Source organism: Corynebacterium sp. LK14, from assembly GCF_008042215.1.
In the GTDB taxonomy this organism is placed as follows: Bacteria; Actinomycetota; Actinomycetes; order Mycobacteriales; family Mycobacteriaceae; genus Corynebacterium; species Corynebacterium striatum.
In genome coordinates this window covers 109,231-132,407 of record NZ_NOVQ01000010.1, presented here as the reverse complement: position 1 = coordinate 132,407, position 23,177 = coordinate 109,231, and the positions used below count along the sequence as shown (strand labels likewise).

20 protein-coding genes are annotated in these 23,177 nt (G+C 58.8%); 10 read left to right on the top strand and 10 right to left on the bottom strand.

The window, feature by feature from the left end:
• Positions 1–38: 38 nt before the first annotated feature.
• From yvcK to secG, 6 genes are all read left to right on the top strand, one after another.
• Positions 39–1,004, top strand: a complete 966-nt coding sequence (yvcK, locus tag CHU71_RS07085) for a uridine diphosphate-N-acetylglucosamine-binding protein YvcK (RefSeq protein WP_147760613.1) — start codon at positions 39–41, stop codon at positions 1,002–1,004.
• A gap of 103 nt (positions 1,005–1,107) precedes the next feature.
• Positions 1,108–2,097: a DNA-binding protein WhiA gene (whiA, locus tag CHU71_RS07080; protein ID WP_147760612.1), complete on the top strand. Its 990-nt coding sequence runs from the start codon at positions 1,108–1,110 to the stop codon at positions 2,095–2,097.
• A 450-nt stretch (positions 2,098–2,547) separates the two neighbouring features.
• Positions 2,548–3,555: a type I glyceraldehyde-3-phosphate dehydrogenase gene (gap, locus tag CHU71_RS07075; protein ID WP_147760611.1), complete on the top strand. Its 1,008-nt coding sequence runs from the start codon at positions 2,548–2,550 to the stop codon at positions 3,553–3,555.
• 124 nt (positions 3,556–3,679) lie between these two features.
• Complete coding sequence (gene pgk, locus CHU71_RS07070) at positions 3,680–4,897, top strand: phosphoglycerate kinase (RefSeq protein ID WP_147760610.1); 1,218 nt, start codon at positions 3,680–3,682, stop codon at positions 4,895–4,897.
• A gap of 38 nt (positions 4,898–4,935) precedes the next feature.
• The gene (tpiA, locus tag CHU71_RS07065; RefSeq protein WP_147760609.1) at positions 4,936–5,715 is read left to right on the top strand and encodes a triose-phosphate isomerase; all 780 of its coding nucleotides are present in this window, start codon (positions 4,936–4,938) and stop codon (positions 5,713–5,715) included.
• Between the two features lie 96 nt (positions 5,716–5,811).
• Positions 5,812–6,048, top strand: a complete 237-nt coding sequence (gene secG, locus CHU71_RS07060) for a preprotein translocase subunit SecG (protein WP_005531608.1) — start codon at positions 5,812–5,814, stop codon at positions 6,046–6,048.
• Positions 6,049–6,238: 190 nt separating this feature from the next.
• Here the strand turns inward: secG and pgl are convergent, their stop codons facing one another.
• The 5 genes from pgl to tkt form a co-directional block, all read right to left on the bottom strand.
• Positions 6,239–7,000: a 6-phosphogluconolactonase gene (gene pgl / locus CHU71_RS07055; RefSeq protein ID WP_147760608.1), complete on the bottom strand. Its 762-nt coding sequence runs from the start codon at positions 6,998–7,000 to the stop codon at positions 6,239–6,241.
• Positions 7,001–7,039: 39 nt separating this feature from the next.
• Positions 7,040–7,972 carry a glucose-6-phosphate dehydrogenase assembly protein OpcA gene (locus CHU71_RS07050; RefSeq protein ID WP_070420257.1) on the bottom strand — a complete coding sequence of 311 codons (933 nt, stop codon included), beginning with the start codon at positions 7,970–7,972 and terminating at the stop codon, positions 7,040–7,042.
• 12 nt (positions 7,973–7,984) lie between these two features.
• Complete coding sequence (gene zwf, locus CHU71_RS07045) at positions 7,985–9,517, bottom strand: glucose-6-phosphate dehydrogenase (RefSeq protein WP_082254333.1); 1,533 nt, start codon at positions 9,515–9,517, stop codon at positions 7,985–7,987.
• A gap of 97 nt (positions 9,518–9,614) precedes the next feature.
• Positions 9,615–10,697 (bottom strand): transaldolase, encoded by a 1,083-nt coding sequence (tal, locus tag CHU71_RS07040; protein ID WP_147760607.1) that lies wholly within the window; start codon positions 10,695–10,697, stop codon positions 9,615–9,617.
• Between the two features lie 7 nt (positions 10,698–10,704).
• A complete protein-coding gene (gene tkt, locus CHU71_RS07035) occupies positions 10,705–12,774 on the bottom strand; it encodes a transketolase (protein ID WP_187272045.1) in 2,070 nt (689 codons plus the stop codon).
• Positions 12,775–13,061: 287 nt separating this feature from the next.
• Between tkt and CHU71_RS07030 the strand changes: the two genes are divergently transcribed.
• A complete protein-coding gene (locus tag CHU71_RS07030; RefSeq protein ID WP_147760605.1) occupies positions 13,062–14,006 on the top strand; it encodes a heme o synthase in 945 nt (314 codons plus the stop codon).
• A 106-nt stretch (positions 14,007–14,112) separates the two neighbouring features.
• On the opposite strand, the gene CHU71_RS07025 is transcribed toward CHU71_RS07030, so the two are convergent.
• The 5 genes from CHU71_RS07025 to mptB form a co-directional block, all read right to left on the bottom strand.
• Positions 14,113–15,084: a quinone oxidoreductase gene (locus tag CHU71_RS07025; protein WP_147760604.1), complete on the bottom strand. Its 972-nt coding sequence runs from the start codon at positions 15,082–15,084 to the stop codon at positions 14,113–14,115.
• A 102-nt stretch (positions 15,085–15,186) separates the two neighbouring features.
• Positions 15,187–16,194: a heme A synthase gene (locus tag CHU71_RS07020; protein WP_046645952.1), complete on the bottom strand. Its 1,008-nt coding sequence runs from the start codon at positions 16,192–16,194 to the stop codon at positions 15,187–15,189.
• 78 nt (positions 16,195–16,272) lie between these two features.
• Positions 16,273–17,034: an ABC transporter permease gene (locus CHU71_RS07015; protein ID WP_147760603.1), complete on the bottom strand. Its 762-nt coding sequence runs from the start codon at positions 17,032–17,034 to the stop codon at positions 16,273–16,275.
• A gap of 5 nt (positions 17,035–17,039) precedes the next feature.
• Positions 17,040–17,969, bottom strand: coding sequence for an ABC transporter ATP-binding protein (locus CHU71_RS07010; RefSeq protein ID WP_147760602.1), 930 nt, complete (start codon positions 17,967–17,969; stop codon positions 17,040–17,042).
• Positions 17,970–17,975: 6 nt separating this feature from the next.
• Complete coding sequence (gene mptB / locus CHU71_RS07005) at positions 17,976–19,688, bottom strand: polyprenol phosphomannose-dependent alpha 1,6 mannosyltransferase MptB (protein WP_147760601.1); 1,713 nt, start codon at positions 19,686–19,688, stop codon at positions 17,976–17,978.
• Positions 19,689–19,834: 146 nt separating this feature from the next.
• Here mptB and CHU71_RS07000 point away from each other — a divergent pair, with 146 nt between their 5' ends.
• From CHU71_RS07000 to sufD, 3 genes are read left to right on the top strand one after another with little or no spacing between them, the layout of a single operon-like run.
• A complete protein-coding gene (locus CHU71_RS07000) occupies positions 19,835–20,518 on the top strand; it encodes a metalloregulator ArsR/SmtB family transcription factor (RefSeq protein WP_005531593.1) in 684 nt (227 codons plus the stop codon).
• Between the two features lie 16 nt (positions 20,519–20,534).
• The gene (gene sufB / locus CHU71_RS06995; RefSeq protein ID WP_005531592.1) at positions 20,535–21,980 is read left to right on the top strand and encodes a Fe-S cluster assembly protein SufB; all 1,446 of its coding nucleotides are present in this window, start codon (positions 20,535–20,537) and stop codon (positions 21,978–21,980) included.
• Entirely contained in the window at positions 21,981–23,162 is a 1,182-nt protein-coding gene (gene sufD, locus CHU71_RS06990) for a Fe-S cluster assembly protein SufD (protein ID WP_147760600.1), read from the top strand. It abuts the gene before it with no gap.
• Positions 23,163–23,177: the final 15 nt, after the last annotated feature.

Sequence of the window (23,177 nt, the reverse complement as noted above, 5' to 3'; positions counted from 1 at the left end):
GCCCCTATTTCATTACCCGGAAAGCTCTTTTAGAACCAATGACTCGATTTTCACACATGGCATGCCTGGGTGGCGGTCACGGCCTTTACCAAACCCTTCTAGCCGCGCGAATGAGCAAACCCGAACGAATCTCGGCAATCGTCACGGTTGCAGATGACGGTGGTTCTTCTGGACGTCTTCGCCGTGAGCTCGACATCATTCCGCCCGGAGACCTCCGGATGGCGTTGGCGGCCCTGTCTGGCGATACCGAAGCAGGCAAGATGTGGGCGCAGACTATCCAGCATCGATTCGGCGGTAATGGGGCCATGGCCGGTCATGCGGTGGGTAATCTGCTCATTGCGGGGCTTACCGAAGTTCTCGGCGATTATCAGGCCGCTCTGGACGCGGTAGCGGTGCTCACTGAGTCCCACGGCCGAGTGCTGCCCGTGGTTAATCAGCCTCTCGAAATCGAAGCTGAGGTTGCCGGATTGGATGACGATCCTCGAATTATGCGGGCCGTCCGCGGGCAGGTCGCGGTGGCATCGACTCCTGGTCAAGTTCGAAGAGTAAAGATCCTTCCTGAGTACCCCGAAGCTAGTCCTGAGGCTGTCGCCGCGCTTGCCGACGCCGACCTCATCACCATTGGCCCAGGTTCTTGGTTTAGCTCGGTTCTACCGCATGTGTTGGTCCCGGAAATTGTCGATACAGTCCGTAATTCCCATGCGCTGCGCGTTGTGATACTCAACTTGTCTGCTGAGCCAGGGGAGACCAATGGCTTTTCTGCGGAGAGGCACTTACACGTTTTGGCTCAACACGCGCCTGATCTAAGAATCGACCGAGTTTTGGTGGATGAAGGCGCAATCCCGAGCGAAAGTGAGCGGGTCTATCTGCAGCGTGCCGCGAGCGTTTTGGGTGCTAAAGCGTCCTTCGCGGACATTAGCGAAAGAGACGGAAATGGAGCAAGTACAAACAAACATGACCCGGAGAAGCTGTCGGTTGCTCTGGGCGAGCTTGCTAAGGGCTAAGAGGCCTGAAATGTCGACATTGAACCTATCGCGCTAAACTACAAATTCTGCCGTGTGCTTTCTTGGCGCACGCTCCAATGCTTTTAAGAAAGGGGCAAAGACTTTGTCTGCTTCATTGACGGATCAGGTCAAGGACGAACTCACTGAAGTCTCGGTTCCGCGCCAATCCGCACGAGCTGCGGAGATTTCAGCCATCTTGCGCTTTGCCGGCGAGCTAACCATTAGCGGCGAACAGATGGCTTATGAGGTTGAGCTTGATAATCAGCGCATTGCTGACCGCTTGGTTGATGGACTTGATGAACTCTTCGGCGTGAAGGTCGGCACTCACGTCGTAGGGCCTGCAACTTCACAGAAGAAATCGCGGGTTCAGCTGCGTATTGCTACAGGGGCAAAAGAGTTAACTAGACGTCTCGGCCTGATCACCCGCTCAGGCCATCCCGTGGTGGGTATGCCCCCGCAGGTGATCTCCGGCTCCATTGCTGATAACGAAGCCGCATGGCGTGGCGCATTCTTGGCGCAGGGAGCGTTGACCGAGCCTGGTCGTTCTTCCACTCTGGAAGTATTGTGTCCTTGCCAAGAGGCGGCGCTTGCCCTTGTAGGGTGCGCGCGACGCCTTGGCATCGTCGCTAAGACGAAAGAAACCCGGGGGGCAGACCGTGTGGTCGTGCGTGACGGCGACGCCATTGGCGCTTTGCTGACCCGCATGGGTGCGCAAGAAACTCGTTTGACGTGGGAGAAGAAACGCGTAAAGCGCGAGGCGCATGATACCTCGAAGCGCTTGGATAATTTCGACGACGCAAACCTTCGTAGATCGGCGCGCGCCGCAGTCACCGCAGCGGCTCGAGTAGAACGCGCGATGGAGATCTTGGGCGATGATGTGCCAGAACATCTTGCCGATGCCGGACGTCTGCGTGTACAGCACCGTGAAGCCTCCCTCGAGGAGCTAGGTCGCCTCGCAGATCCGCCCATGACCAAGGACGCGGTGGCCGGCCGCATTCGCCGCCTGCTTTCGATGGCTGACAAACGGGCGGAAGAATTGCAGATTCCCGACACCAATGACTCAGTGACGGAGGATCTTTTCGACCAGTCCTAAAGGTTTTGGTTTAGTTCGATTCAGTATTGCCTGCCGCCTTGTCCGATCGGATGGGGCGGTTTTTGATTGGGCAAAACGGTCACATTCGGGGCGGTGAAGCTAATTTTCTTGCTGTGAAATTCCCCCGTTATTGTTGATTATCTGCCGTTAAGCTGGGGGAGTGACATATCCCACCTTTATCAACATAAAACAACATATACGGGCAAAAGCAGGTGAATTCCTGCGCATATTTACCAAGCGCTTAGACACAGGTTGCAATATTGTACGCCTCTTTTCTGGTTTCGGCATTCAACTTTCTGCACCCGCGCTCAGCCGCTGCACGCACTATGTTTGCTCGGTACTATCGGCGGTGTTGGGAAAACTCACCGAGGTTCTTCGCACCAGGCAGAACTAGAGGAGATGCCTCGGACCCACACGAACGTTTACTCGATTTTAAGAGGAGAAATATCAGTGACCATCCGCGTAGGCATCAATGGCTTTGGCCGCATCGGCCGCAACTTCTTCCGCGCAGTTGCTCAGGGCAACACCGACCTCGAGGTTGTTGCAGTCAACGACCTGACCGATAACGGCACCCTCGCAAACCTGCTGAAGTACGACTCCGTGCTGGGCCGTTTCGATGGCGAAATCTCCTTCGACGATGAGTCCATCACCATCAACGGCCACCGCATCGCAGTCTCCGCAGAGCGCGATCCAAAGAACCTAAAGTGGTCCGACCACAACGTTGACATCGTTGTTGAGTCCACCGGCTTCTTCACCGACGGTGAGGCTGCAAAGGCTCACATCGAGGCTGGCGCAAAGAAGGTCATCATCTCTGCACCTGCTAAGAACGTGGACGCAACATTCGTTTACGGCGTCAACTCCGATTCTTACGACCCTGCAAACCACAACGTCATCTCCGCAGCATCTTGCACCACCAACTGCCTAGCTCCGATGGCTAAGGTTCTCAACGACAAGTTCGGCATCGAGAAGGGCCTCATGACCACCGTTCACTCCTACACCGGTGACCAGCGCATCCAGGACGCTCCTCACAAGGACCCACGCCGTGCACGCGCCGCTGCTGTGAACATGGTTCCTACCTCCACCGGTGCAGCTAAGGCTGTTGCTCTGGTTCTGCCTGAACTCGAGGGCAAGCTGGACGGCTACGCAATGCGTGTTCCGACCATCACGGGTTCCGCAACAGACCTGACCTTCACCGCTTCCCGCGACGTCACCGTTGAAGAAGTCAACGCTGCAATCAAGGAAGCTGCTGTCGGCGAGTTCGGCGAGACCCTGGCTTACACCGAGGACCCAATCGTCTCCACCGACATCATCACCGACCCGCACGGCTGCATCTTCGATGCTGGCGTAACCAAGGTTTCCAACGGCAACCTGGTTAAGGTTCTCGGCTGGTACGACAACGAGTGGGGCTACACCAACCAGCTCGTACGCACCACCTCCCTGGTCGCTTCCAAGCTCTAATCCGCTGCGAGTCCTAAAGACCTCACTTGGATGATTAACCGGCCCACACTTTGCCCACTTGGGCTAGGCGTGGGCCGGTATTCTTATATAGAACTCTTTTTAAAAATCGATTAAGGAGAAAATTATGGTTTTCAAGACCCTAGATGATCTCATCGCCGAAGGCGTTGAGTCCCGCCACGTACTCGTCCGCTCCGACTTCAACGTCCCACTGGACGATGAGGGTAACATCACCGACTCCGGACGCATCACCGCTTCGCTGCCTACCATCAAGGCACTCATCGAGGGCGGCGCCAAGGTTATCCTGTCCGCACACCTTGGCCGCCCTAAGGGTGAGGTCAACCCGATGTACTCCCTGGCTCCTGTGGCTGAGGCTCTTTCCGAGGCTCTCGGCCAGTACGTCGCACTGGCTGGCGACGTCACCGGTGAAGACGCTCACGAGCGTGCCAACGGCCTCAACGATGGCGACGTAATGCTCATCGAAAACGTCCGCTTCGACCCGCGTGAGACCTCTAAGGACGAGGCAGAGCGCGGTGCTTTCGCAGACGAGCTCGTTGCCCTTGCCGCTGACAATGGTGCATTCGTCTCCGACGGTTTCGGTGTTGTCCACCGTGCACAGGCTTCTGTGTACGACGTCGCCAAGCGCCTGCCCGCATACGCCGGCAAGCTCGTGCAGAAAGAGGTAGAGACTCTCGCTGCAGTTGCTGAAAAGCCTGAGTCCCCATACGTCGTTGTGCTCGGCGGCGCCAAGGTCTCCGACAAGCTCGGAGTCATTGAGGCTCTTGCTGGCAAGGCAGACAAGGTCATCATCGGCGGCGGCATGTGCTACACCCTGCTAGCAGCTAAGGGCTACAACGTCCAGAACTCCCTTCTGCAGGAAGACCAGATCGGCAACTGCAAGGACCTCCTTGAGCGCTTCGGCGACAAGATTGTCCTGCCAGTTGACTTGATTGCTGCAACCGAGTTCAACGCTGATGCGGAAAACAAGGTTGTCGCCCTCGACGGCATCCCAGAGGGCTGGATGTCCCTAGACATCGGGCCAGAGTCCGTTAAGGAATTCGACAAGGTGATTGCTTCCTCCAAGACCGTCTTCTGGAACGGCCCAATGGGTGTGTTCGAGATGGAGGCATTCTCCAAGGGCACCGCTGGCGTCGCTCAGTCCATTATCGATGCAACTAAGAACAACGGCTCCTTCACTGTTGTCGGTGGTGGCGACTCCGCCGCTTCCGTCCGACTCCTTGGCCTTGATGAGGACGGCTTCTCCCACATCTCCACCGGTGGTGGCGCTTCCCTCGAGTTCCTTGAGGGCAAGGAGCTGCCGGGTGTATCGGTTCTGCAGTCCTAATCGAGCCACTAAACCCTTTAAGAAAGGAATTTCCCACTATGGCACGTAAGCCACTAATCGCCGGCAACTGGAAGATGAACCTCGATCACAAGGAAGCAATCGCTTCCATCCAGAAGTTCGACTTCTCCCTTCCAAAGGACTACTACGAGAAGGTCGACGTTGCCTTCATGGTTCCGTTCACCGACCTGCGCACCTTGCAGACTCTCTCTGAGGGCGACAAGCTCGAGCTGACCTACGGTGCTCAGGACATCTCCAAGCACGAGTCCGGCGCCTACACCGGCGAAGTCTCCGGCAAGATGCTCTCCGCACTCGGCTGCACCTGGGTTGTCGTTGGTCACTCCGAGCGCCGCGAGTACCACGGTGAGACCGACGAGCTCGTCGCAGAGAAGGCTGCTGCTGCGCTGAAGAACGGCATCAGCCCGATCGTCTGCGTTGGCGAGCCGCTCGATGTCCGTGAAGCTGGCACCCACGTTGACTACGTGGTCAATCAGACCCGCAATTCCCTCGCTGGCCTGAGCGCTGAGGATCTTTCCAGGACCGTCGTTGCCTACGAACCAGTGTGGGCTATCGGTACTGGCAAGGTTGCTTCGGCTGACGATGCACAGGAAGTATGTGCGGCAATCCGTGACCTCATCCGCGAGCTTGCTGGCGATGAGGTAGCAGAGGGCATCCGCATCCTCTACGGTGGCTCTGTCAAGGTTGATTCCGTGGCTGAGATTGTGGGTAAGCCGGACGTTGACGGCGGCCTGGTCGGCGGCGCATCGCTCGTTGGTGACGAATTCGCCAAGCTCGCTGCGAACGCGTCGACTGCAGTTTAACTCTGGAACCTAGGCGTGGGTCGGAATATCGTCCGGCCCACGTCGTGGTGTAAAGTGGTCCGGAGTTAATTAATAAAGTTTGAGAGGAACGATCCTATGATCTTGGCACTGGAAATCATCCTGGTGATTGCCGCGATCCTCATGTCTATCTTTGTTCTCCTGCACAAGGGTAAGGGTGGCGGTCTGTCCAGCCTTTTCGGTGGAGGCGTCCAGTCCAACCTTTCGGGCTCCACGGTCGTGGAGAAGAACTTGGACCGCTACACCATTGTCATGGTGATTATCTGGTTGGCGTGCATCGTTGCGCTGAACCTGATCCAGGCATTCGGCGTCTAATCGCGTAAGAAGAAGCCCGCGTTGACTGTTAATGGTCAACGCGGGCTTTTTCTATGCCTAGCTTCGGAGCTGTCGGGCTCCGTGCTATCGGTATATCCCACCCTAAAACGTGCATAACTGCCAACGAAAGGCTCACAAAGCGCTTGCGGAGGCGCTTCGTTGGCAGATACGCAGATCTCTCAACGAGTTGTTAGAGTTCACCCGCTGCGTCATCGGACAGGAAGAGGATTGTCTCCTGGGTTCCGTGTGCACCAGCAGCCGGCCACTCCACAGCAGGAGAGCCCTTAACGATGTGAGACGCAGCCTCAGCCTTTTCAGCACCGGACACTAGGAACCACACCCGCTGGGAACGGTTAACCGCAGGGAGGGTCAAAGTAACCCGCTCTGCCGGGGGCTTCGGAGAGTCGTGAACTGCCACAACGAGTTCCTCCTCCTCGAGGACCGCTGGGGAGTGCGGGAACATCGAGTTGATGTGCCCCTCGCCGCCCATGCCCAACAAGTGAAGGTCGAAGCCGTTTGGGGCGAATTCGGCAATCTCGCCGGCATATGCCTTAGCGGCATGCTCCATGGCGATGGCGCCTAAATCGAGACCATGGATGTGTTGCTCAGGAATGCCCACCGCGTGGAGAAGAGCAGCACGGGCTTGTCCCTCATTGGAATCAGGATCAGAAACTGGGACGTTTCGCTCATCACCGAAGAATACGTGGACGCGAGTCCAGTCAATTGCCAGAGCAGGGTAGTCCTCACTCTGGCCATGTGCTGCCGCATCAAGGCGAGCCAGTTCGCGGAGTGTTCCTATGCCAGCGCCGCCGCCAGTGAGAACCACGCGGGCAACGCCATCGTTGTGGAGGCCGCCGCCCGGGGCCTGAATCGCCGTCACGACGTCGATGAATTTAAGGGCGGCAGAGGATATGAGTTCGTCTACATCGCTCACGCGGTGAAGAGTGACCATGTCAGTGAGATCCTTAAGGGTCAAAAAATAGTTGTAGGGCTAACTGTAGTCCACGCGCGGCAAAGCTCGAAGCGTATGCGCGTATGTCTTGTCCGAATCGAGATGACGTAGCTCTTCAGAAATGACCTCCGCCTGTGAACGGATGCCCAAAGAGACCAAAGAATCTGGAGAGCCAGGAACTTGTACGCGTACAGTTTCTGCGTCGACCACTTCCACAGTGACGTGGGAAGATACGCGGTTGAAGCGCAAAGAATGAATGGGGAAGGAACCCTTTTCCGGCGACTGCGTGACGTTGCGGTGTACTGGAACGCTCAGGGCGTCGAGAAGCCAGCCTGCAGCAAAGTCCGCTGCTGGGTTGAGTTGTGCCCCGCATACTTCTACTGATTCGACCGGTTCATGAGGGTGGCGGTCTAGGGCCGAGGCCACGATTCCGCGCCACAGCGTAATGGCGGCCCAGGACATATCAGAATCACCCGGGGTGTACCCGTGGGAGAGCTGCATCAGTTCTTCGTGCGTTGCGCCCTCGCCATAGGCCACGTTGGTAATACGGCGCTGCGCGAGCTTGCCAATCGGGCTGCGGGCAGGGTGCTCCGGGCACTTCGTGGGCCACCACGCCACAATCGGGGTATCCGGGAGTAGCAGCGGAGTGACTACGGATTCGGCCTGCGCAGACAGAGCTCCCTTCAAGTGCATGACCACGATCTCCGAAGCACCAGCCTCGCCGCCGACGCGTAGCTCGGCATCGAGATGAGTTTCTTCCTCGTGGGAACCAGCAATGACCACGAGCACGCGTGACGGGTGCTCATGGGAGGCGTCGCGCACGGAGGAAAGAATCGCCTCGATGTCGTCGTCTTCGTTGGCAGCAACGATTAGGGTCAGCACGCGGCCGGTGGTCAAGGTGTAGTGTTCTTGGGCCTCAACGAGTTTCTTGGAGATCTTGCGCGTCGTGGTGTCAGGCAATGGAATAATCAACGCTTCTTCTCCTTATGGTCGGCGCCAGGAGTGGCCCCGGCGGCGCAACATCGTATTGGCAGACTCAGGGCCCCACGTTCCCGCGGGGTATTCCTCAGGTTGGCCAGCTTTGGACCAGTACTGGATGATGGGATCGAGGATGGACCAGGACAGCTCAACCTCTTCGTTGGTGGGGAAGAGCGAGGACTCGTCGAGGAGGGCATCGAGGATGAGACGCTCGTAGGCTTCGGGGGACTCTTCAGTGAAGGCCTCCGCGTAGGCAAAGTCCATGTTCACATCGCGAACCTCCATGGTGGAACCAGGCACCTTCGAGCCGAAGCGCATGGTAACGCCCTCGTCAGGCTGGACACGGATGACCACGGCGTTCTGCCCCAGCGACTCGGCTTGGCCCTTGTGGAAAGGCTGGTGCGGCGCGGTCTTGAAGACTAAAGCGATCTCCGTGACGCGACGGCCCAAGCGCTTGCCGGTGCGCAGGTAGAAAGGAACACCTGCCCAGCGGCGCGAATTTACCTCGAGGGTGCAGGCAGCATAAGTCTCGGTGGTGGAGGCAGGATCGAATCCCTCCTCTTCGCGAAGACCGCGCACGTACTCAGAGCCCTGCCAGCCGGCCGAGTACTGTCCGCGGGCAGTGGTTTTGTTCAGCGGGTGCACCGGCTGCGTCGCACGCAGCACCTTGATCTTTTCGGCCTGCAGAGCTTCCGGCTCGAATGAGGATGGTTCCTCCATTGCAACGAGTGCGAGCAGCTGCAGCAGGTGGTTCTGGATGACGTCACGGGCAGCACCGATTCCGTCGTAGTAGCCAGCGCGGCCACCGAGGCCGATGTCCTCAGCCATCGTAATCTGCACGTGGTCGATGTAATGCGCGTTCCACATCGGCTCGAAAATCTGGTTGGCAAAGCGCAGAGCCATGATGTTTTGTACGGTTTCCTTGCCCAAGTAGTGGTCAATACGGAAGACCGAGGACTCGGGGAACACTGCATTGACGATTTCGTTGAGCTTGCGCGCGGATTCCTGGTTGTGACCGAAAGGTTTTTCAATAATGACGCGGCGCCACGAGTCGTTAGCGCTGTTCGCCATACCCACACGCTCGAGTTGGTGGCAGATGCTCGAGAAGAACTCTGGTGGGACAGACAAGTAATAAGCCCAGTTGCCGCCGGTACCGCGTGAGGTATCGAGCTCCGCGAGGCGAGCAGAAAGGCCGTCGAAGCCAGCGTCGTCAAAAGCGCCATGCACGAACTCAATGCCTTGGACTAGGTGCTGCCAAACATGTTCGTTGAACTTGGTGCGGGCGCCAGCCTTGACGGCTCCCAGCACATACTCGGCAAAAGCGTCCTTGTCCCAGTCGCGGCGTCCGTAGCCTACCAAAGTAAAGCCCGCGGGCAAGAGGCCGCGGTTGGCAAGGTCGTAGATAGCTGGCAGCAGCTTTTTGTAGGCGAGGTCGCCGGTTACACCGAAGATAACCATGCCGGAAGGGCCGGCGATGCGCGGGAGGCGCTTATCCTTCTCGTTGCGCAGTGGATTTACCCAGGCGCTCGATTCCGTCACAGGGGTTCCTTTCCCAAATCTTTGTCCAGCGACACATTCTAGCGACAAGCGCCCCGCTGAGGTTAGTCAGCGGGGCGCAAGGCGAAGAATTCTTTAGTTAAAGGCGAGCAGCCATGGACTCGAGCAGCTCATCCCAAGCCGCGACGAACTTGTCGACGCCTTCCTTCTCCAGCACTGCGAACACGTCCTGGAAGTCGATGCCCAAACCCTCGAGCTCAGCGAATACCGCATCTGCTTCAGCCTTTGCGCCGGAGAGGGTGTCACCGTGCAGGTTACCGTCGGAAAGGACCGCATCAATGGTTTTCTCCGGCATGGTGTTGACCGTGTGAGGGCCAGCAAGCTCGGAAACGTACAGCGTTGCTGGGTACTCCGGGTTCTTTACGCCGGTAGATGCCCACAGTGGGCGCTGCACGTTTGCGCCCTCTGGAAGATCGTCCGAGTTGAGCAATTCTTCCTCGAAAAGGGCGTAAGCACGCTGCGCATTGGCGACGCCCGCTTTGCCACGAGCCGCGAGAGCTTCCGGCGTGCCGATGGTCTCGAGGCGCTTGTCCACCTCAGTATCTAGACGGGAAACGAAGAAGGACGCGACCGAGTGAATCTTGGATACGTCATGACCTGCCTCAGCAGCGCGCTTGATGCCCTTTTTGAACGCATCGATGACCTGGGCGTAGCGCTCCACGGAGAAGATCAAGGTGACGTTGACCGAGATGCCGTCGGCAAGCGCGTCTGCGATAGCCGGCAGCGAGCCGTCCGTTGCCGGAATCTTGATCATCAGGTTCGGGCGGTTGACGCGCGCCCACAGCTCACGAGCCTGCTGGATGGTGGCCTGGGTATCTGCAGAAATGCGCGGATCCACCTCGATGGACACGCGGCCGTCGCGGCCTTCAGATGCCTTGTAGATGCCGGCGAAGAGATCGCAAGCATTGGCGACGTCGTCGATCGCCAGGGAGTAGACGGCGTCGTCAGCCTTGGCGCCCTCTTCCTTCAACGCAGCAATCGCGGAATCGTACGCGGTGCCCTTCGACATCGCTGCCGCGAAGATTGCCGGGTTGGTGGTAACACCCACGATGGACTTGGTCTTGATGATCTCCGCCAAGTTGCCGGACTCCAGCCTCTCGCGGGAGAGGTCGTCGAGCCACGTGGAGGTACCGAGCTGTGCTAGTTCGTCAATGTGAGACATGCTTTCCTTACTTGCTTGCGGTGATGGATTCGCGGGCGGCGTCGACTACCGCAGCGGTAGTGAAGCCGAACTTCTCAAAGAGCTCCTCTGCTGGGGCAGAAGCGCCGAAGTGCTCGAGGGAGACATTGCGGCCGAAGGTGCCGGTGTACTTGTGCCATGGCATTGCCAGGCCTGCCTCGACGGAGACGCGGGCGCGGACAGCGGAAGGCAGAACGGACTCGCGGTAGGCGTCGTCCTGCTCGTCGAACCACTCAAGGCACGGAGCCGAAACGACGCGGGCTGCGGTGCCCTCGGATTCGAGCTGTTGGGCTGCCTCGACCGCGAGCTTAACCTCGGAACCGGTTGCCATGAGGATGACGTCTGGCGTTTCCTTGGAACCTTCGACCAGAACGTAAGCGCCGCGGCGAACGCCGTCGCGTGCCTTCTCCTTGGTGCCCTCGAGAACAGGCAGGTTCTGGCGGGACAGCGCCAGGCCCTTTGGAGCAGCTTTGTACTCGAATGCAGCGGCCCATGCCTGCGCGGTCTCGTTGGCGTCTGCCGGACGGATGACGGAGAGGTTCGGAATAGCGCGCAGTGCGGCGAGCGTTTCTACCGGCTGGTGGGTCGGGCCGTCCTCGCCCAAGCCGATGGAGTCGTGGGTCCACACGTAGTAGGTGTCAGTAGACATCAAGGCGCCTAGACGCACGGCAGGGTACTGGTACTCAGAGAAGATGAGGAAGGTACCGCCGTACACGCGGGTGTTTCCGTGTAGGGCGATGCCGTTCATGATGGCGGCCATGGCGTGCTCACGGATACCAAAGTGGAGGTTGCGGCCGTATGGCTGGGCATTCCAAGCGCCAGTGGTGATGGACTCTGGGCCGAAGGACTCGGCACCCTTGATAACGGTGTTGTTGGAGCCTGCAAGGTCAGCGGAGCCGCCCCACATCTCCGGTACAGCAGCAGCCAGTGCCTGAATGGTAGCTTCAGAAGCCTTACGGGTGGCTACGGATTCGCCAGCATCCCAGGTCGGAAGCTCAGCATCAAAGTTCTCTGGCAGCTCGCGGGCCTGCATGCGGTCGAAGAGGGCCTTTGCCTCCGGATTAGCGGAAGCCCAAGCATCGAACTTTTCCTGCCACTCGACGTGGGCCTGAGCACCGCGCTCGCGCAGCTTGCGGGTGTGGTTGATGACCTCGTCGGAGACCTCGAAGGTCTGTGCTGGGTCGAAGCCTAGGACTTCCTTGGTTGCGGCGACCTCGTCGTCACCCAAGGCAGCACCGTGCACGCCGCCGGTGTTCATCTTGTTCGGTGCCGGGTAACCGATGACGGTCTTGACGCGGATGAAGGAAGGACGCTCGGTCTCCTCACGCGCAGCCTTGGCAGCGGCTTCGAGGGCTACGACGTCTTCGCCGGATTCCACGGTCTGTACGTGCCAGCCATATGCCTCGTAGCGCTTGACGACGTCCTCGTTGAACGCGATGTTCGTATCGTCCTCGATGGAGATGCGGTTGTCATCCCAGAACACGATCAGGTTGCCGAGCTTCTGCGTCCCCGCGAGGGAAGAGGCCTCTGCGGTAACGCCCTCTTGCAGGTCACCATCGGACGCGATGACGTAGACGTGGTGATCGAAAGGGGACTCGCCTGCGGGTGCGGACGCGTCGAAAAGGCCGCGCTCCTTGCGGGAAGCCATGGCCATGCCCACTGCGGAGGCCAGGCCCTGGCCGAGCGGGCCGGTGGTGATTTCAACACCATCGGTGTGGTTAACCTCCGGGTGGCCCGGGGTCAGCGAGCCCCAGGTACGCAGGGACTTGAGGTCATCAAGCTCGAGACCGAAGCCGCCGAGGTAAAGCTGGATGTACTGGGTCAGCGAGGAGTGGCCAACGGAGAGGACAAAGCGGTCACGGCCAGCCCACTTCACATCGTTAGGGTCGTGATTAATGACGCGCTGGTAGAGCGTGTAGGCGAGGGGCGCCAGCGACATCGCGGTACCCGGGTGGCCGGAACCGCACTTCTGGACGGCGTCCGCGGCCAGGACACGGACAGTATCTACTGCGCGAGTATCCACGTCGGTCCAGTCAGCCGGGTAACGGCGTTCAACCATGGCCTGCAGTTCTGGGGACAGCTTTTCTTGCGACACTGTGGGAAGCCTCACTTTTAGGTTCGAATGTTCATTGACCCCTCAAGTCTAGAGGTTTTGATTTGTCAGTGACGAGATTTTCATTTGCCCGTGGCGGATTATTGAAACTGTCTGAGAAACTGTAGGCTGGCATGGTTAAGACGCCACGGCCGCGCGCGGGAACTATTTAAGCCGAATAGCCGACTACTACATTGCGGCCTCTTACCCAGGCAGCTGAAATACACCCATGCCAGATACTGGAGGAATAATCCTTGGAGACGATCAAGGCCTATTTTGCGCTGACGAAGCCGAGGATCATTGAGCTCCTCCTTGTTGCCGCAATCCCGGCGATGCTCCAGGCACAGCGTGGAATCGAGTCCGTGACGGATAACTTCTGGCTGATTCTGTCCACCATCTTCGGCGGCTGGATGGGCGCGGCGGCTGCTCATACCTTTAACAACGTTGTTGACTATGAGATCGACCAGAAGATGCAGCGCACGCGTGCAAGGCCGCTGGTGCGCGCCAAGATTTCGCGCCGTAACGCAGCCATCTTCGCGTGGATCATGCTGTTTCTTTCCGTTTTCTGGCTGGGCGTACTCGCGCACTCGTGGCTTGCGGCCTTCTTCGTGATCCTGACGAACTTCTTCTACGTGTTCGTCTATACGAAGTTCTTGAAAATGCGAAACTCCCAGAACATCGTCTGGGGTGGCCTCGCAGGCTGTATGCCGGCAATGGTCGGCTGGGCGGTCATCCGCGACAACGCCCCGGCCGGCGAGCCGGACAAGTGGTGGCAGGCCATCGTCCTGTTCCTCATCATCTTCTTCTGGACCCCGCCGCACACGTGGGCGCTGGCCATGAAGTATAAGGAGGACTACCGCAAGGCAGGCGTGCCGATGCTGCCCGTCGTGGCACCAGAGGTGGAAGTCACCCGCCAGATCGTCTGGTACACCGTTGGCACCGTCATCGTGACTTTCCTCATCATTCCGGCTGCCTCGTGGATTTACCTCGTTGCCGCAGTGGTCTCAGGTGCAGTCTTCCTGTGGCTTGCTGTGGCTCTGCACCAGGGCGTGAAGAACGGCGCGAGGGTTAAGCCGATGCGCTTGTTTATCTACTCCAACAACTATCTTTCGGTTCTCTTCATCGGCCTGTCTATTGATGCCGTGCTCGGTTGGGAATCCATCGGCAGCATGCTGGGTTGGCCCACCGCCTGGTTCTAAGCTCTCGGGGAGCTTTAAAGGCCATCTAGGGATGTTTAGGAAAGCAGAACGGCGCCGTACGTTAAGTACCGCCGTACGTTAAGTACGGCGCCTTAGAATTTCTGCGTTAGTTGTCCTCGCGCACGCGCAGGACAATCGAGCCGGTGGTCTTGCGGGCGTGCAAGTCACGGTGAGCCTGAGCAGCGTCCTTGAGGGGATAAGAGGCGGTCACGTTGAAGGTGACGGCGCCGTCTGTGACGGCTTGGACGACTGCCTGTGCGCGCATCTGGAATTCGCCCTCCTGAGCGGTCCAGGCACCCAGCGAAGGACGTGTCAGGAAGATGGAGCCATGCTTGTTGAGCAACTGTGGGTCCATGGGCGGGACTGGGCCGGATGCGGCGCCAAACAGAGCCACGGTGCCGCGTGGACGGACAACCTCAAGGGACTCGTTGAAGGTGTCTTTGCCGACGCCGTCGTAGACGACGTCGACGCCGCGGCCGCCGTTGAAGCGGCGCACTTGCTCCGCCAGACCCTCACCGTAGCGGAATACTTGGTCCGCACCCGCTTCGTAGGAGAGCTGTTCCTTTTCATCGGTGGAAACGACCGTGTAGACGGTGGCCCCCAGCGCCTTGGCCATCTGAGTCAAGATGAGGCCAACGCCGCCAGCGCCGGCAGTAATCAGGCAGGAGGCTCCCTCGCCGAGCTGGTAGACCCCATTAGCCAGGTAATGAGCCGTCATGCCCTGCAGGAGCATTGACCCCGCAACCTCTGGTGGGAAGTCATCAGGCACGGCAACAATGCGGTCGCGGGATACGCAGACCTGTTCAGCGTAGGAACCAAAAGCATGGTCCCAAGCGACCATGGTTCCCTCGGCGATTTCTCCCTTTGGGTCGTGAACGACTCGGCCTGTGCCTTCGAGTCCAAGCACGAATGGTGTGGCGGCGTTGTAGATTCCTTCGCGGTAGTAGGTATCGATGTAGTTGACGCCGGCAACGATGACGTCGACAAGCACCTGATCCTCGGTGGGAGTGGGGGCCGGGATCTCGACATACTTGAGAACTTCTGGGCCGCCAGTCTGGTTGACCTGAATTGCGTACATATACAAAGGCTATCCCAGCGAGGCCTGTATATACAGGAAAACCGCCCTCCGAGGGGGTGGCCCGAAGAGCGGAATAAAGATGCTAGCGGCTTCCTAACTTTGTCAACGCTGCGCCAACGCTGCTCGACGCGCTGCGTACTTTTCTTCGGCAGCGGGGGAACCGGTCACAAGGTTCTCCGAACCGCCAGTACGACGTAATCCATGTGCCCAGAGCAGGGCGGTAAAGGCGGTAACCACCGAAGACATGCCGATGTGGATTGGAACAGTCCAGCGTGGGATGTGCATGTAGAACTGAGCTACGCCGATGCCCCATTGGACCAAGATGCAGGCGATGAGCACCCAGCCCGCCTTCTTGGCCAGCTCGGAGGCGCGGAAGCGGTAGAGCATGAAGACGACGATGAGCGTCAAGACCAAGTAGGCGTACATGCACATAGCGTGTACGACAGCCATGAATTCAGTGTCGACGTTAAGGCGGCCTTCCATGCCTACGCCATCGTCGCCGGAGTGAACTCCGGAGCCGGTAACCATGGTGCCGGTGGTCAAGACGACTGCCAGGGCGATGGTTGCCATCGCTGCCATGACGCGGATTGCCTGCGGGAACATACGGGTAGGAGTTCCATCGTCGGGCTCCAGGATGCGGGAGTAGAGCATTGCAGCCAGCCACACCAAGATCATGGACGGCAGGAAGTGCAGCGCCACGGCCCACCAGTTGAGCTTCAGGAACACGGAAATGGCGCCGATGACGGCCTGGACCATAATACCGGCAAGGTTGAGCCAGGCATAGACCTTTAGCTCGGTACGGCGACGAGCCATATGCATGGCGACGATGGCGGCCACGGCTGCGGCGGAAACCACGAAGGTAAGCAGGCGGTTACCAAACTCGATGAGCTGGTGGATCCACGGCGCCGCGCCGGACAGCGGAACCAGCGAACCTGGGTGGCACTCCGGCCAGGTGATACAGCCAAGGCCCGAACCAGTAACGCGGACAATAGCGCCCGATACCGTGATGCCACCCTGGCAGATGAGCAGAATCAGTGCGATGAGGCGCTGCTGCTTAATCGTGGGCGTCGCCTCGCGAAAGAACGTCGTTACTTTATTACCGGAATTCACGTTAAAAAGACTACCGCGCGGGTGCGCTCGGAACGAAACCCTTCACGCTGGAAACCGGGAAAAAGACAAAAGTCACATTTAGCCTTCGAAACGGAACCAACGGACCGCTGCAAACGACGCCGCCCCGGCCCATGCGATAAGGACCAACAGTTCCTGCCAAGGAAACACGTTGTTGAAGGCATCGTTTAGCGCACTTGCCATAGCGACCGTAGGAACGAGCGTAAGAAGCCCATCATTGCCGAGGCCCTGGGAATACATAGCCCAACCGACAACGCCCATGAGAATGAACCAAATGAGGTTCGCCACCGCGAGGACCATCTCGGAGCTCAGGGTTCCGCCGAGCAGCAAGCCTAGTGCAGTAAAGGAAGCCACACCCAGTACGAGGGTAAACAAGGCGAGCACGATCCCCGAGAGGCCGACACGCAGCCCTAGCAGAAAAGCAACACCCCCCAGCACGACCACCTGTAGAAACACCATGGAAAAGACCGCGGCAATCTTGCCCGCGATGATTGTCCATGCGGGTACACCGGAGGCGCCGGTTCTCTTTAGCGCCCCGTAGCGGCGGTCAAAGGCAAGAGAAATAGCCTGACCCGTAAATCCCGAACTGGTGGAGGCCACAGCCAAGACCATGGGGAAAACTTCCTTGAGCCCCTGGCCGGTGACGCTCTCCATGCGGGCCGCCCCGATGAGGAGGGCGAGCGGAATGACGATGCTGAGCAGCTGTTGCTCGCCGTGGCGGATCATCAGCTTTGACTCGATGACTCCCTGTGCCCGGGTCATAGCCCATACGCTGGCGCGCTGCGGATTGGGAGTGAAAGTTCCTGGTTCAAAACGTGACATGGTTCTTAACTCCTCAGCTCGCGGCCGGTGATATCAAGGAAGACGTCCTCAAGATTGCGGTGTGTGGTGTCGAGGCTGCGCAAGGTCACGGATTGTCGTGCCAACTCTTGCGCTAGGCGGGCGATGACCTCCGGGGTGGCCGGAGTCTCGACGCGGTAGTGCAGTGGGCGGGTGGCATCCGTAGGAAGATCTGCCGCACGCAGCGCTGCGAGGTCAACTTCGGTCGAGGTCTCAAAGCTAATGAGTGGAGACCCCGTGGATTCCATCAGCTCGGCGGTGGTACCTTGAGCCACCATGTGTCCGTGATCAATGATGACCACTCTGTCGGCAAGCGCCTCCGCTTCATCCATCAGGTGGGTAGTTAGGATAGTGGTCACGCCGTCTGCGCGCAGCGCACGAATGAGATCCCACACGGCTAGTCGCGACTGCGCGTCGAGACCTGCGGTGGGTTCGTCTAGGAAGACCAGCTCCGGCCTGCTAATGATGGCTAGCGCCAAGGAAAGTCGCTGCTGCTGACCGCCGGAGAGACGGCGGTAGGTGTTCTTCTCCACACCCTTGAGTCCCAGCTTCTCGATGAGCCAATCCGGGTCGAGGGGGTTGGCACTGTACTTCGCGCTAAGCTGTAGCATCTCGCGGACGCGAATTCCGGAATAGGAGCCACCACCTTGCAGCATGATTCCGATTCGCTCTCGTACGGCATCTGGACTTGTGCTGGGGTCGAGACCAAGGACACGAATACTCCCCGACGTCGGCTTCTTAAAGCCCTCGCACATCTCGATAGTCGTGGTCTTACCCGCACCATTGGGGCCCAGCAGACACAGCATTTCTCCACGATTCACATGGAAGCTGAGCCCGTCTACGGCTCTCTTGTCCCCGTAGGTTTTGACTACGTCCGTTAGCTCGAGAGCTGGGGATCCATCGAAAGTTGTATTCACGAAGGACTAGTTTAGGACACTAATTCTTGAGCGACGTAATAGGAGAGTCCACAGCCCCATGACCACGACGTATGCAGCAATAGCGGAAATATAGATGATAGCGATCGTGCCCGGCGGGAGGCCAAGGCCGCGCGGGAGAACGAAGAAGCTCATCCCGGCCGAATAGATCACCACAGTGAGGCGGAAGATGAGCCGGTTAGCCCAAGCCGCAAGCGGCAACACCGTCCAGAGGATGTACCACGGGTGGACCACAGGGAAGAAAACGACTAACACAAGCGTCGAGATTCCCAGACCGCCAATCGGATGGATGCTTCCGCGGTACGTTGCAAGGAGCATGCGGAACATGAATCCAGTGGCGATGAGCACGCCTACCGTGCGGGTAAAGGAGAGGATTGCCTCAGTGTGGTCGCCCAAGCCCAAAAGCATCCCTAGGAAGCCGGCGCCCACGCCCACGGCGGTACTAGAGGAAAGCCAAGAGCGAATGCTTGCGGCACCGCCTTGGCCCGTGATCCAGCCCAGTCCGATGCCGGATGCAAGCGTGACGATGCCGATGGACAGGATGAGGATGCCGAGTTGGACTGCGGTTGCGCTAGCTATGGCACCCAGGGGGGAATAGCCGCGCCGCAGCATCAACACTCGGGCCAGGGCCATGCCCACAAAACCCAAGCCGATAAAGCCCGTCACCTTGACCATGCCTGCGCAAGAAATGAGCAGGCCCGAGGCCAAGAAATAGAACCACACGGGTCTTCCACCCAACTTATCGACCCCGCGCAGGCCCAGTTCCACGCCCACGAGTGCCAGCCCCAACATCACCGACTCGTTATGGATACCGCCCACTAGGTGCAAGGTAGTCAGTGGGTTCAAGATACCCAGCCAAAGCGCTGACTCTGGAGAAACTCTGCAGCGACGTGCCAGCTGCGAGGTCGCCCATCCCGCTGCAATGATGCCCGCCAATGAGAGAAGACGGTGCGCAATAACACCCAGAATGATCGAGTTATGCGTGAGCAAGCTAACTATGGCTGCGAGGCCCAGTGCCACAGGGCCATAGGGCGAGGGCGAGTTGGCCCAGATGAATGGAACCGAGCGCGCTAGTGGGTCCTCCGATCCCAATAACTGAACGGGACCTGCTGAATAGGGGTCGAGTCCCTGGGCCACGATGGAGCCATTAGCAAGGTAGGAATAAATATCCTGCGTAAACAGGGGAGCGGTGAAAATGAGTGGGATGACCCAACCCGCCCACGTTCGCCAGAGCTGGCTTTGGGTTAGCAAGCGTCGAGGTTTTGTGCCACGGGCACCGCGTAGTGGCGTGCCCACGAAAGGCGCGATGAGTACCCACGCGGTCACCATGAGGCCGACACCCAAAAAGACCAATGCTGAGGCCGACTGCAGCATGCGAGACATTAAAGAGCCGAATGGAACGTTGTCATAAGGATTACCCACCACGGGGAGAGCGCCCGCCCCCAGGCCGCCAACCGCGATAAGGATTGCGCCAAGTGTTCCCATCCAACGCAGGACGAAAAAGGCGCGTAGTTGATTAATAGAGGTGCGCGGGCGAACCTCAGGATCGTCGGGGAGCAGGTCATATAGGGCGTCGGAAAGCGAGCCCCTCGTTGCATCATCTGAATCAGCGTGCAGCTGCGCGGAACGAGAACCCGCACTGCCAAAACGCGGGAGGTCCTCGCGGACACCCGTTAGGAAGGCAGTGAGACGCTGTTTCATAAAGAAACACTTTAGCGGGCCTTCTGTTCAAACGGGGGTGAAGGTACGCCACGCCGGGACCAGCGCTGGTGGAAATTGGGAATGAATTAGGGAACACTAGTGTTGTCTAAAAATAGACGTTCGTTTTTAACAAGGAGGTGCAGCACATGGTCACAGATAAAGAGACCCGAACCACCGAGGGCGATACCCGCCGCCAGGTCATGCTTCTCCTCCTCAAGGACGGCCCGGTGACGGCGTCGTACCTCGGCGAGCGCCTAGGTCTTTCGGCCGCCGGAATTCGCCGGCACTTAGACATTCTGGTGGAAGAAGAGCTAACAGAGGTTGTCCATCGCCGGCCCCATTCGGCTGGGCGTGGCCGCCCTGCCAAGCATTTCCGCCTCACCGACCGTGGGCGTGCGCAATTTGGCCATGCTTACGACGCGCTTGCTTCGGATGCTCTGGACGCCCTGCGCGCGGCCGGCGGTGCCGAGGCAGTGCGTAGCTTTGCCAAAGCACGTTTCGAGAAACTTCTGGCAGACGTTAAACCACTTGTGCGGGATGACGAGTCTGTAAAGGAAGTGGCGAAGAAACTCGCTGAGGTTCTTGATGAACATGGTTACGCTGCCACGGTAAATAGTGCGGGCAACGGTGTGCAGATTTGCCAGCACCATTGCCCCGTAGCCCACGTGGCCGCGGAACATCCGGAGTTGTGTGAGGCTGAGCAGGAAGTCTTTTCTGCCCTATTAGGTAAACACGTGCAGCCCTTGGCCTCCATTGCGGATGGCCACGGAATCTGCACCACAAACATCCCCTTGACTCCGGTCAGCCCTGACCGGAAAACAAATCTTTAGACGAAAGGAGCGGGTTATGACTCAGGCACAACCGGCGCCAGGCCTCGAGACCAAGATGAGTGATGACGAGATCATCTCTTCCATCGGCGGTTACGAGTACGGCTGGCACGATTCCGACGAAGCGGGTCAGGCAGCTCACCGAGGACTCAGCGAGGACGTTGTCCGCGATATCTCTGAGAAGAAGAACGAGCCGGAGTGGATGCTGGAATCCCGGCTGAAGGCGCTGCGCATCTTTAACAAGAAGCCGGTTCCAACGTGGGGCCCGGATCTCTCCGCTATCGACTTCGACAACATCAAGTACTTCGTCCGTTCCACGGAGAAGCAAGCTCAGACGTGGGATGACCTTCCCGCCGACATTAAGGAAACCTACGACAAGCTCGGCATTCCGGATGCCGAGAAGAAGCGTCTGGTCTCTGGTGTTGCGGCTCAGTACGAGTCTGAGGTGGTCTACCACAAGATCCGTGAAGACCTTGAAGCACAGGGCGTCATCTTCGTCGACACTGACACTGCCGTTAGGGAGTACCCGGAGATCCTCCAGGAGTACTTCGGCACCGTTATTCCGGCAGGCGACAACAAGTTCTCCGCACTGAACAACGCCTGCTGGTCCGGCGGCTCCTTCGTCTACGTCCCGAAGGGCGTTCACGTGGACATCCCGCTCCAGGCTTATTTCCGCATCAACACGGAGAACATGGGTCAGTTCGAGCGCACCCTCATCATCGTTGAGGAAGACGCTTACGTTCACTACATCGAGGGCTGCACCGCTCCGATTTACAACTCGGACTCCCTGCACACCGGCGTTATCGAGATTGTGGTCAAGAAGGGCGGACGTTGCCGTTACACCACCATCCAGAACTGGTCCACCAACGTCTACAACCTGGTTACCCAGCGTGCCAAGGTCGAAGAGGGCGGCACCATGGAATGGGTCGATGGCAACATCGGTTCCAAGGTCACCATGAAGTACCCGTCCTGCTGGCTGACTGGTGAGCACGCTAAGGGCGAGGTCCTCTCCCTGGCTTTCGCTGGCGAGGGTCAGGTCCAGGACACCGGTTCCAAGATGGTTCACATGGCACCGCGTACTTCCTCCAACATCGTGTCGAAGTCCGTTGCCCGCAACGGTGGCCGCGCTGCCTATCGTGGCTTGGTGCAGGTCAACGCGAACGCCTCCAACTCCACCGCGAACGTCGAGTGCGACGCACTGCTCGTGGACAACAATTCGCGTTCGGATACCTATCCGTATAACGACATCCGCAATGATCACGTGACCCTCGGCCACGAGGCAACTGTCTCCCAGGTCTCTGAGGAGCAGCTGTTCTACCTCATGTCCCGCGGCATTGCGGAAGAGGAGGCAATGGCGATGATCGTGCGCGGCTTCGTGGAGCCAATCGCGAAGGAGCTCCCGATGGAGTACGCCCTCGAGCTCAACCGCCTTATTGAACTACAGATGGAAGGATCGGTGGGCTAAGTGGTTGCCTCCAACGAATTCAATCCGGCTGACGTCACGAAGGGTGACCAGTTCACCTCGTTTAACGTCGATGACTTCCCGGTTCCACACGGCCGCGACGAGGTCTGGCGCTTCATCGCGCTGCGCCACCTGCGCGGTCTGCACAACGGCGAGTTCGCACCGGCCGTTGCACAGAAGATTTCCGTAACCACCCCAGCAGGCGTGTCGACTGAGACTGTTGCTCCCGATGACGCCCGCTTGGGCACCGCTGGCGCTCCTGCCGATCGCGTTGCCGCGCAGGCATGGACATCCATGCCGGAGGCACAGATCGTGACCATCGATGCGGATGCACAGGTCAACGACCCCGTCGAGATCACCATCACCGGTGCAGGCGAGGGAGTCACCTCCTTTGGTACTACTTCCATTCAGGTTGGCCACCACGCAGAGGCCACCGTCGTGCTCAAGTACGTCGGTTCCGGCACCCATGCTGACAACGTTGAATTCCTGCTTGGCGACGGCGCCAACGTCACCGTTGTTGTCGACGCTGATTGGGAAGACAACGCGGTACACCTGGGCCACCAGGTCGCCTCCATGGGTCGAGATTCTGTTCTGCGCCACAACACCGCCATCTTCGGCGGCGAGATCGTGCGCATCGTTCCGCGCGTTGCCTTCACAGCTCCTGGCGGCGACGCCGAGATGCTCGGCGTCTACTTCGCAGATGCTGGACAGTACTTCGAGAACCGTCTGCTGGTGGACCACTCCGTGCCGAACTGCCGTTCCCGTGTGTTCTACAAGGGTGCCCTGCAAGGCACCAACCAGGCTGACGGCACCGTCGAATCTGGACGCAAAGAAGCCCGTACCTGCTGGGTCGGTGACGTTCTCATCCGCCAGGATGCAAACAACACCGATACCTACGAGACCAACAACAATCTCATCCTTACTGAAGGCGCACGCGCCGATGCGATCCCGAACCTGGAGATCCAGACCGGTGAGATCGTGGGTGCAGGCCACGCCGCAACCGTAGGCCGCTTCGATGATCTTGAGGTCTTCTACCTCATGTCCCGCGGTATTCCGGCTGCCGAGGCACGCCGACTCATCATCCGCGGCTTCTTCTCTGAGGTCATTTCCCGTATTCCGGTTGAGTCCTTGCGCGAGGATCTGGAAACCCGCGTCATTGACGAGCTCGAAAAAATCAACGCTTAACAATCCCCGAAAGCA

What these genes read in the sequence shown, in the direction of transcription:
- CHU71_RS07000 (WP_005531593.1), top strand. Translation starts at nt 19,835, where the DNA reads ATGGTCACAGATAAAGAGACCCGAACCACCGAGGGCGATACCCGCCGC.
- CHU71_RS07015 (WP_147760603.1), bottom strand. Translation starts at nt 17,034, where the DNA reads ATGTCACGTTTTGAACCAGGAACTTTCACTCCCAATCCGCAGCGCGCC.
- CHU71_RS07025 (WP_147760604.1), bottom strand. Translation starts at nt 15,084, where the DNA reads ATGTACGCAATTCAGGTCAACCAGACTGGCGGCCCAGAAGTTCTCAAG.
- tal (WP_147760607.1), bottom strand. Translation starts at nt 10,697, where the DNA reads ATGTCTCACATTGACGAACTAGCACAGCTCGGTACCTCCACGTGGCTC.
- pgl (WP_147760608.1), bottom strand. Translation starts at nt 7,000, where the DNA reads ATGGTCACTCTTCACCGCGTGAGCGATGTAGACGAACTCATATCCTCT.
- tpiA (WP_147760609.1), top strand. Translation starts at nt 4,936, where the DNA reads ATGGCACGTAAGCCACTAATCGCCGGCAACTGGAAGATGAACCTCGAT.
- yvcK (WP_147760613.1), top strand. Translation starts at nt 39, where the DNA reads ATGACTCGATTTTCACACATGGCATGCCTGGGTGGCGGTCACGGCCTT.
- sufB (WP_005531592.1), top strand. Translation starts at nt 20,535, where the DNA reads ATGACTCAGGCACAACCGGCGCCAGGCCTCGAGACCAAGATGAGTGAT.
- tkt (WP_187272045.1), bottom strand. Translation starts at nt 12,774, where the DNA reads ATGGTTGAACGCCGTTACCCGGCTGACTGGACCGACGTGGATACTCGC.
- pgk (WP_147760610.1), top strand. Translation starts at nt 3,680, where the DNA reads ATGGTTTTCAAGACCCTAGATGATCTCATCGCCGAAGGCGTTGAGTCC.
- secG (WP_005531608.1), top strand. Translation starts at nt 5,812, where the DNA reads ATGATCTTGGCACTGGAAATCATCCTGGTGATTGCCGCGATCCTCATG.
- mptB (WP_147760601.1), bottom strand. Translation starts at nt 19,688, where the DNA reads ATGAAACAGCGTCTCACTGCCTTCCTAACGGGTGTCCGCGAGGACCTC.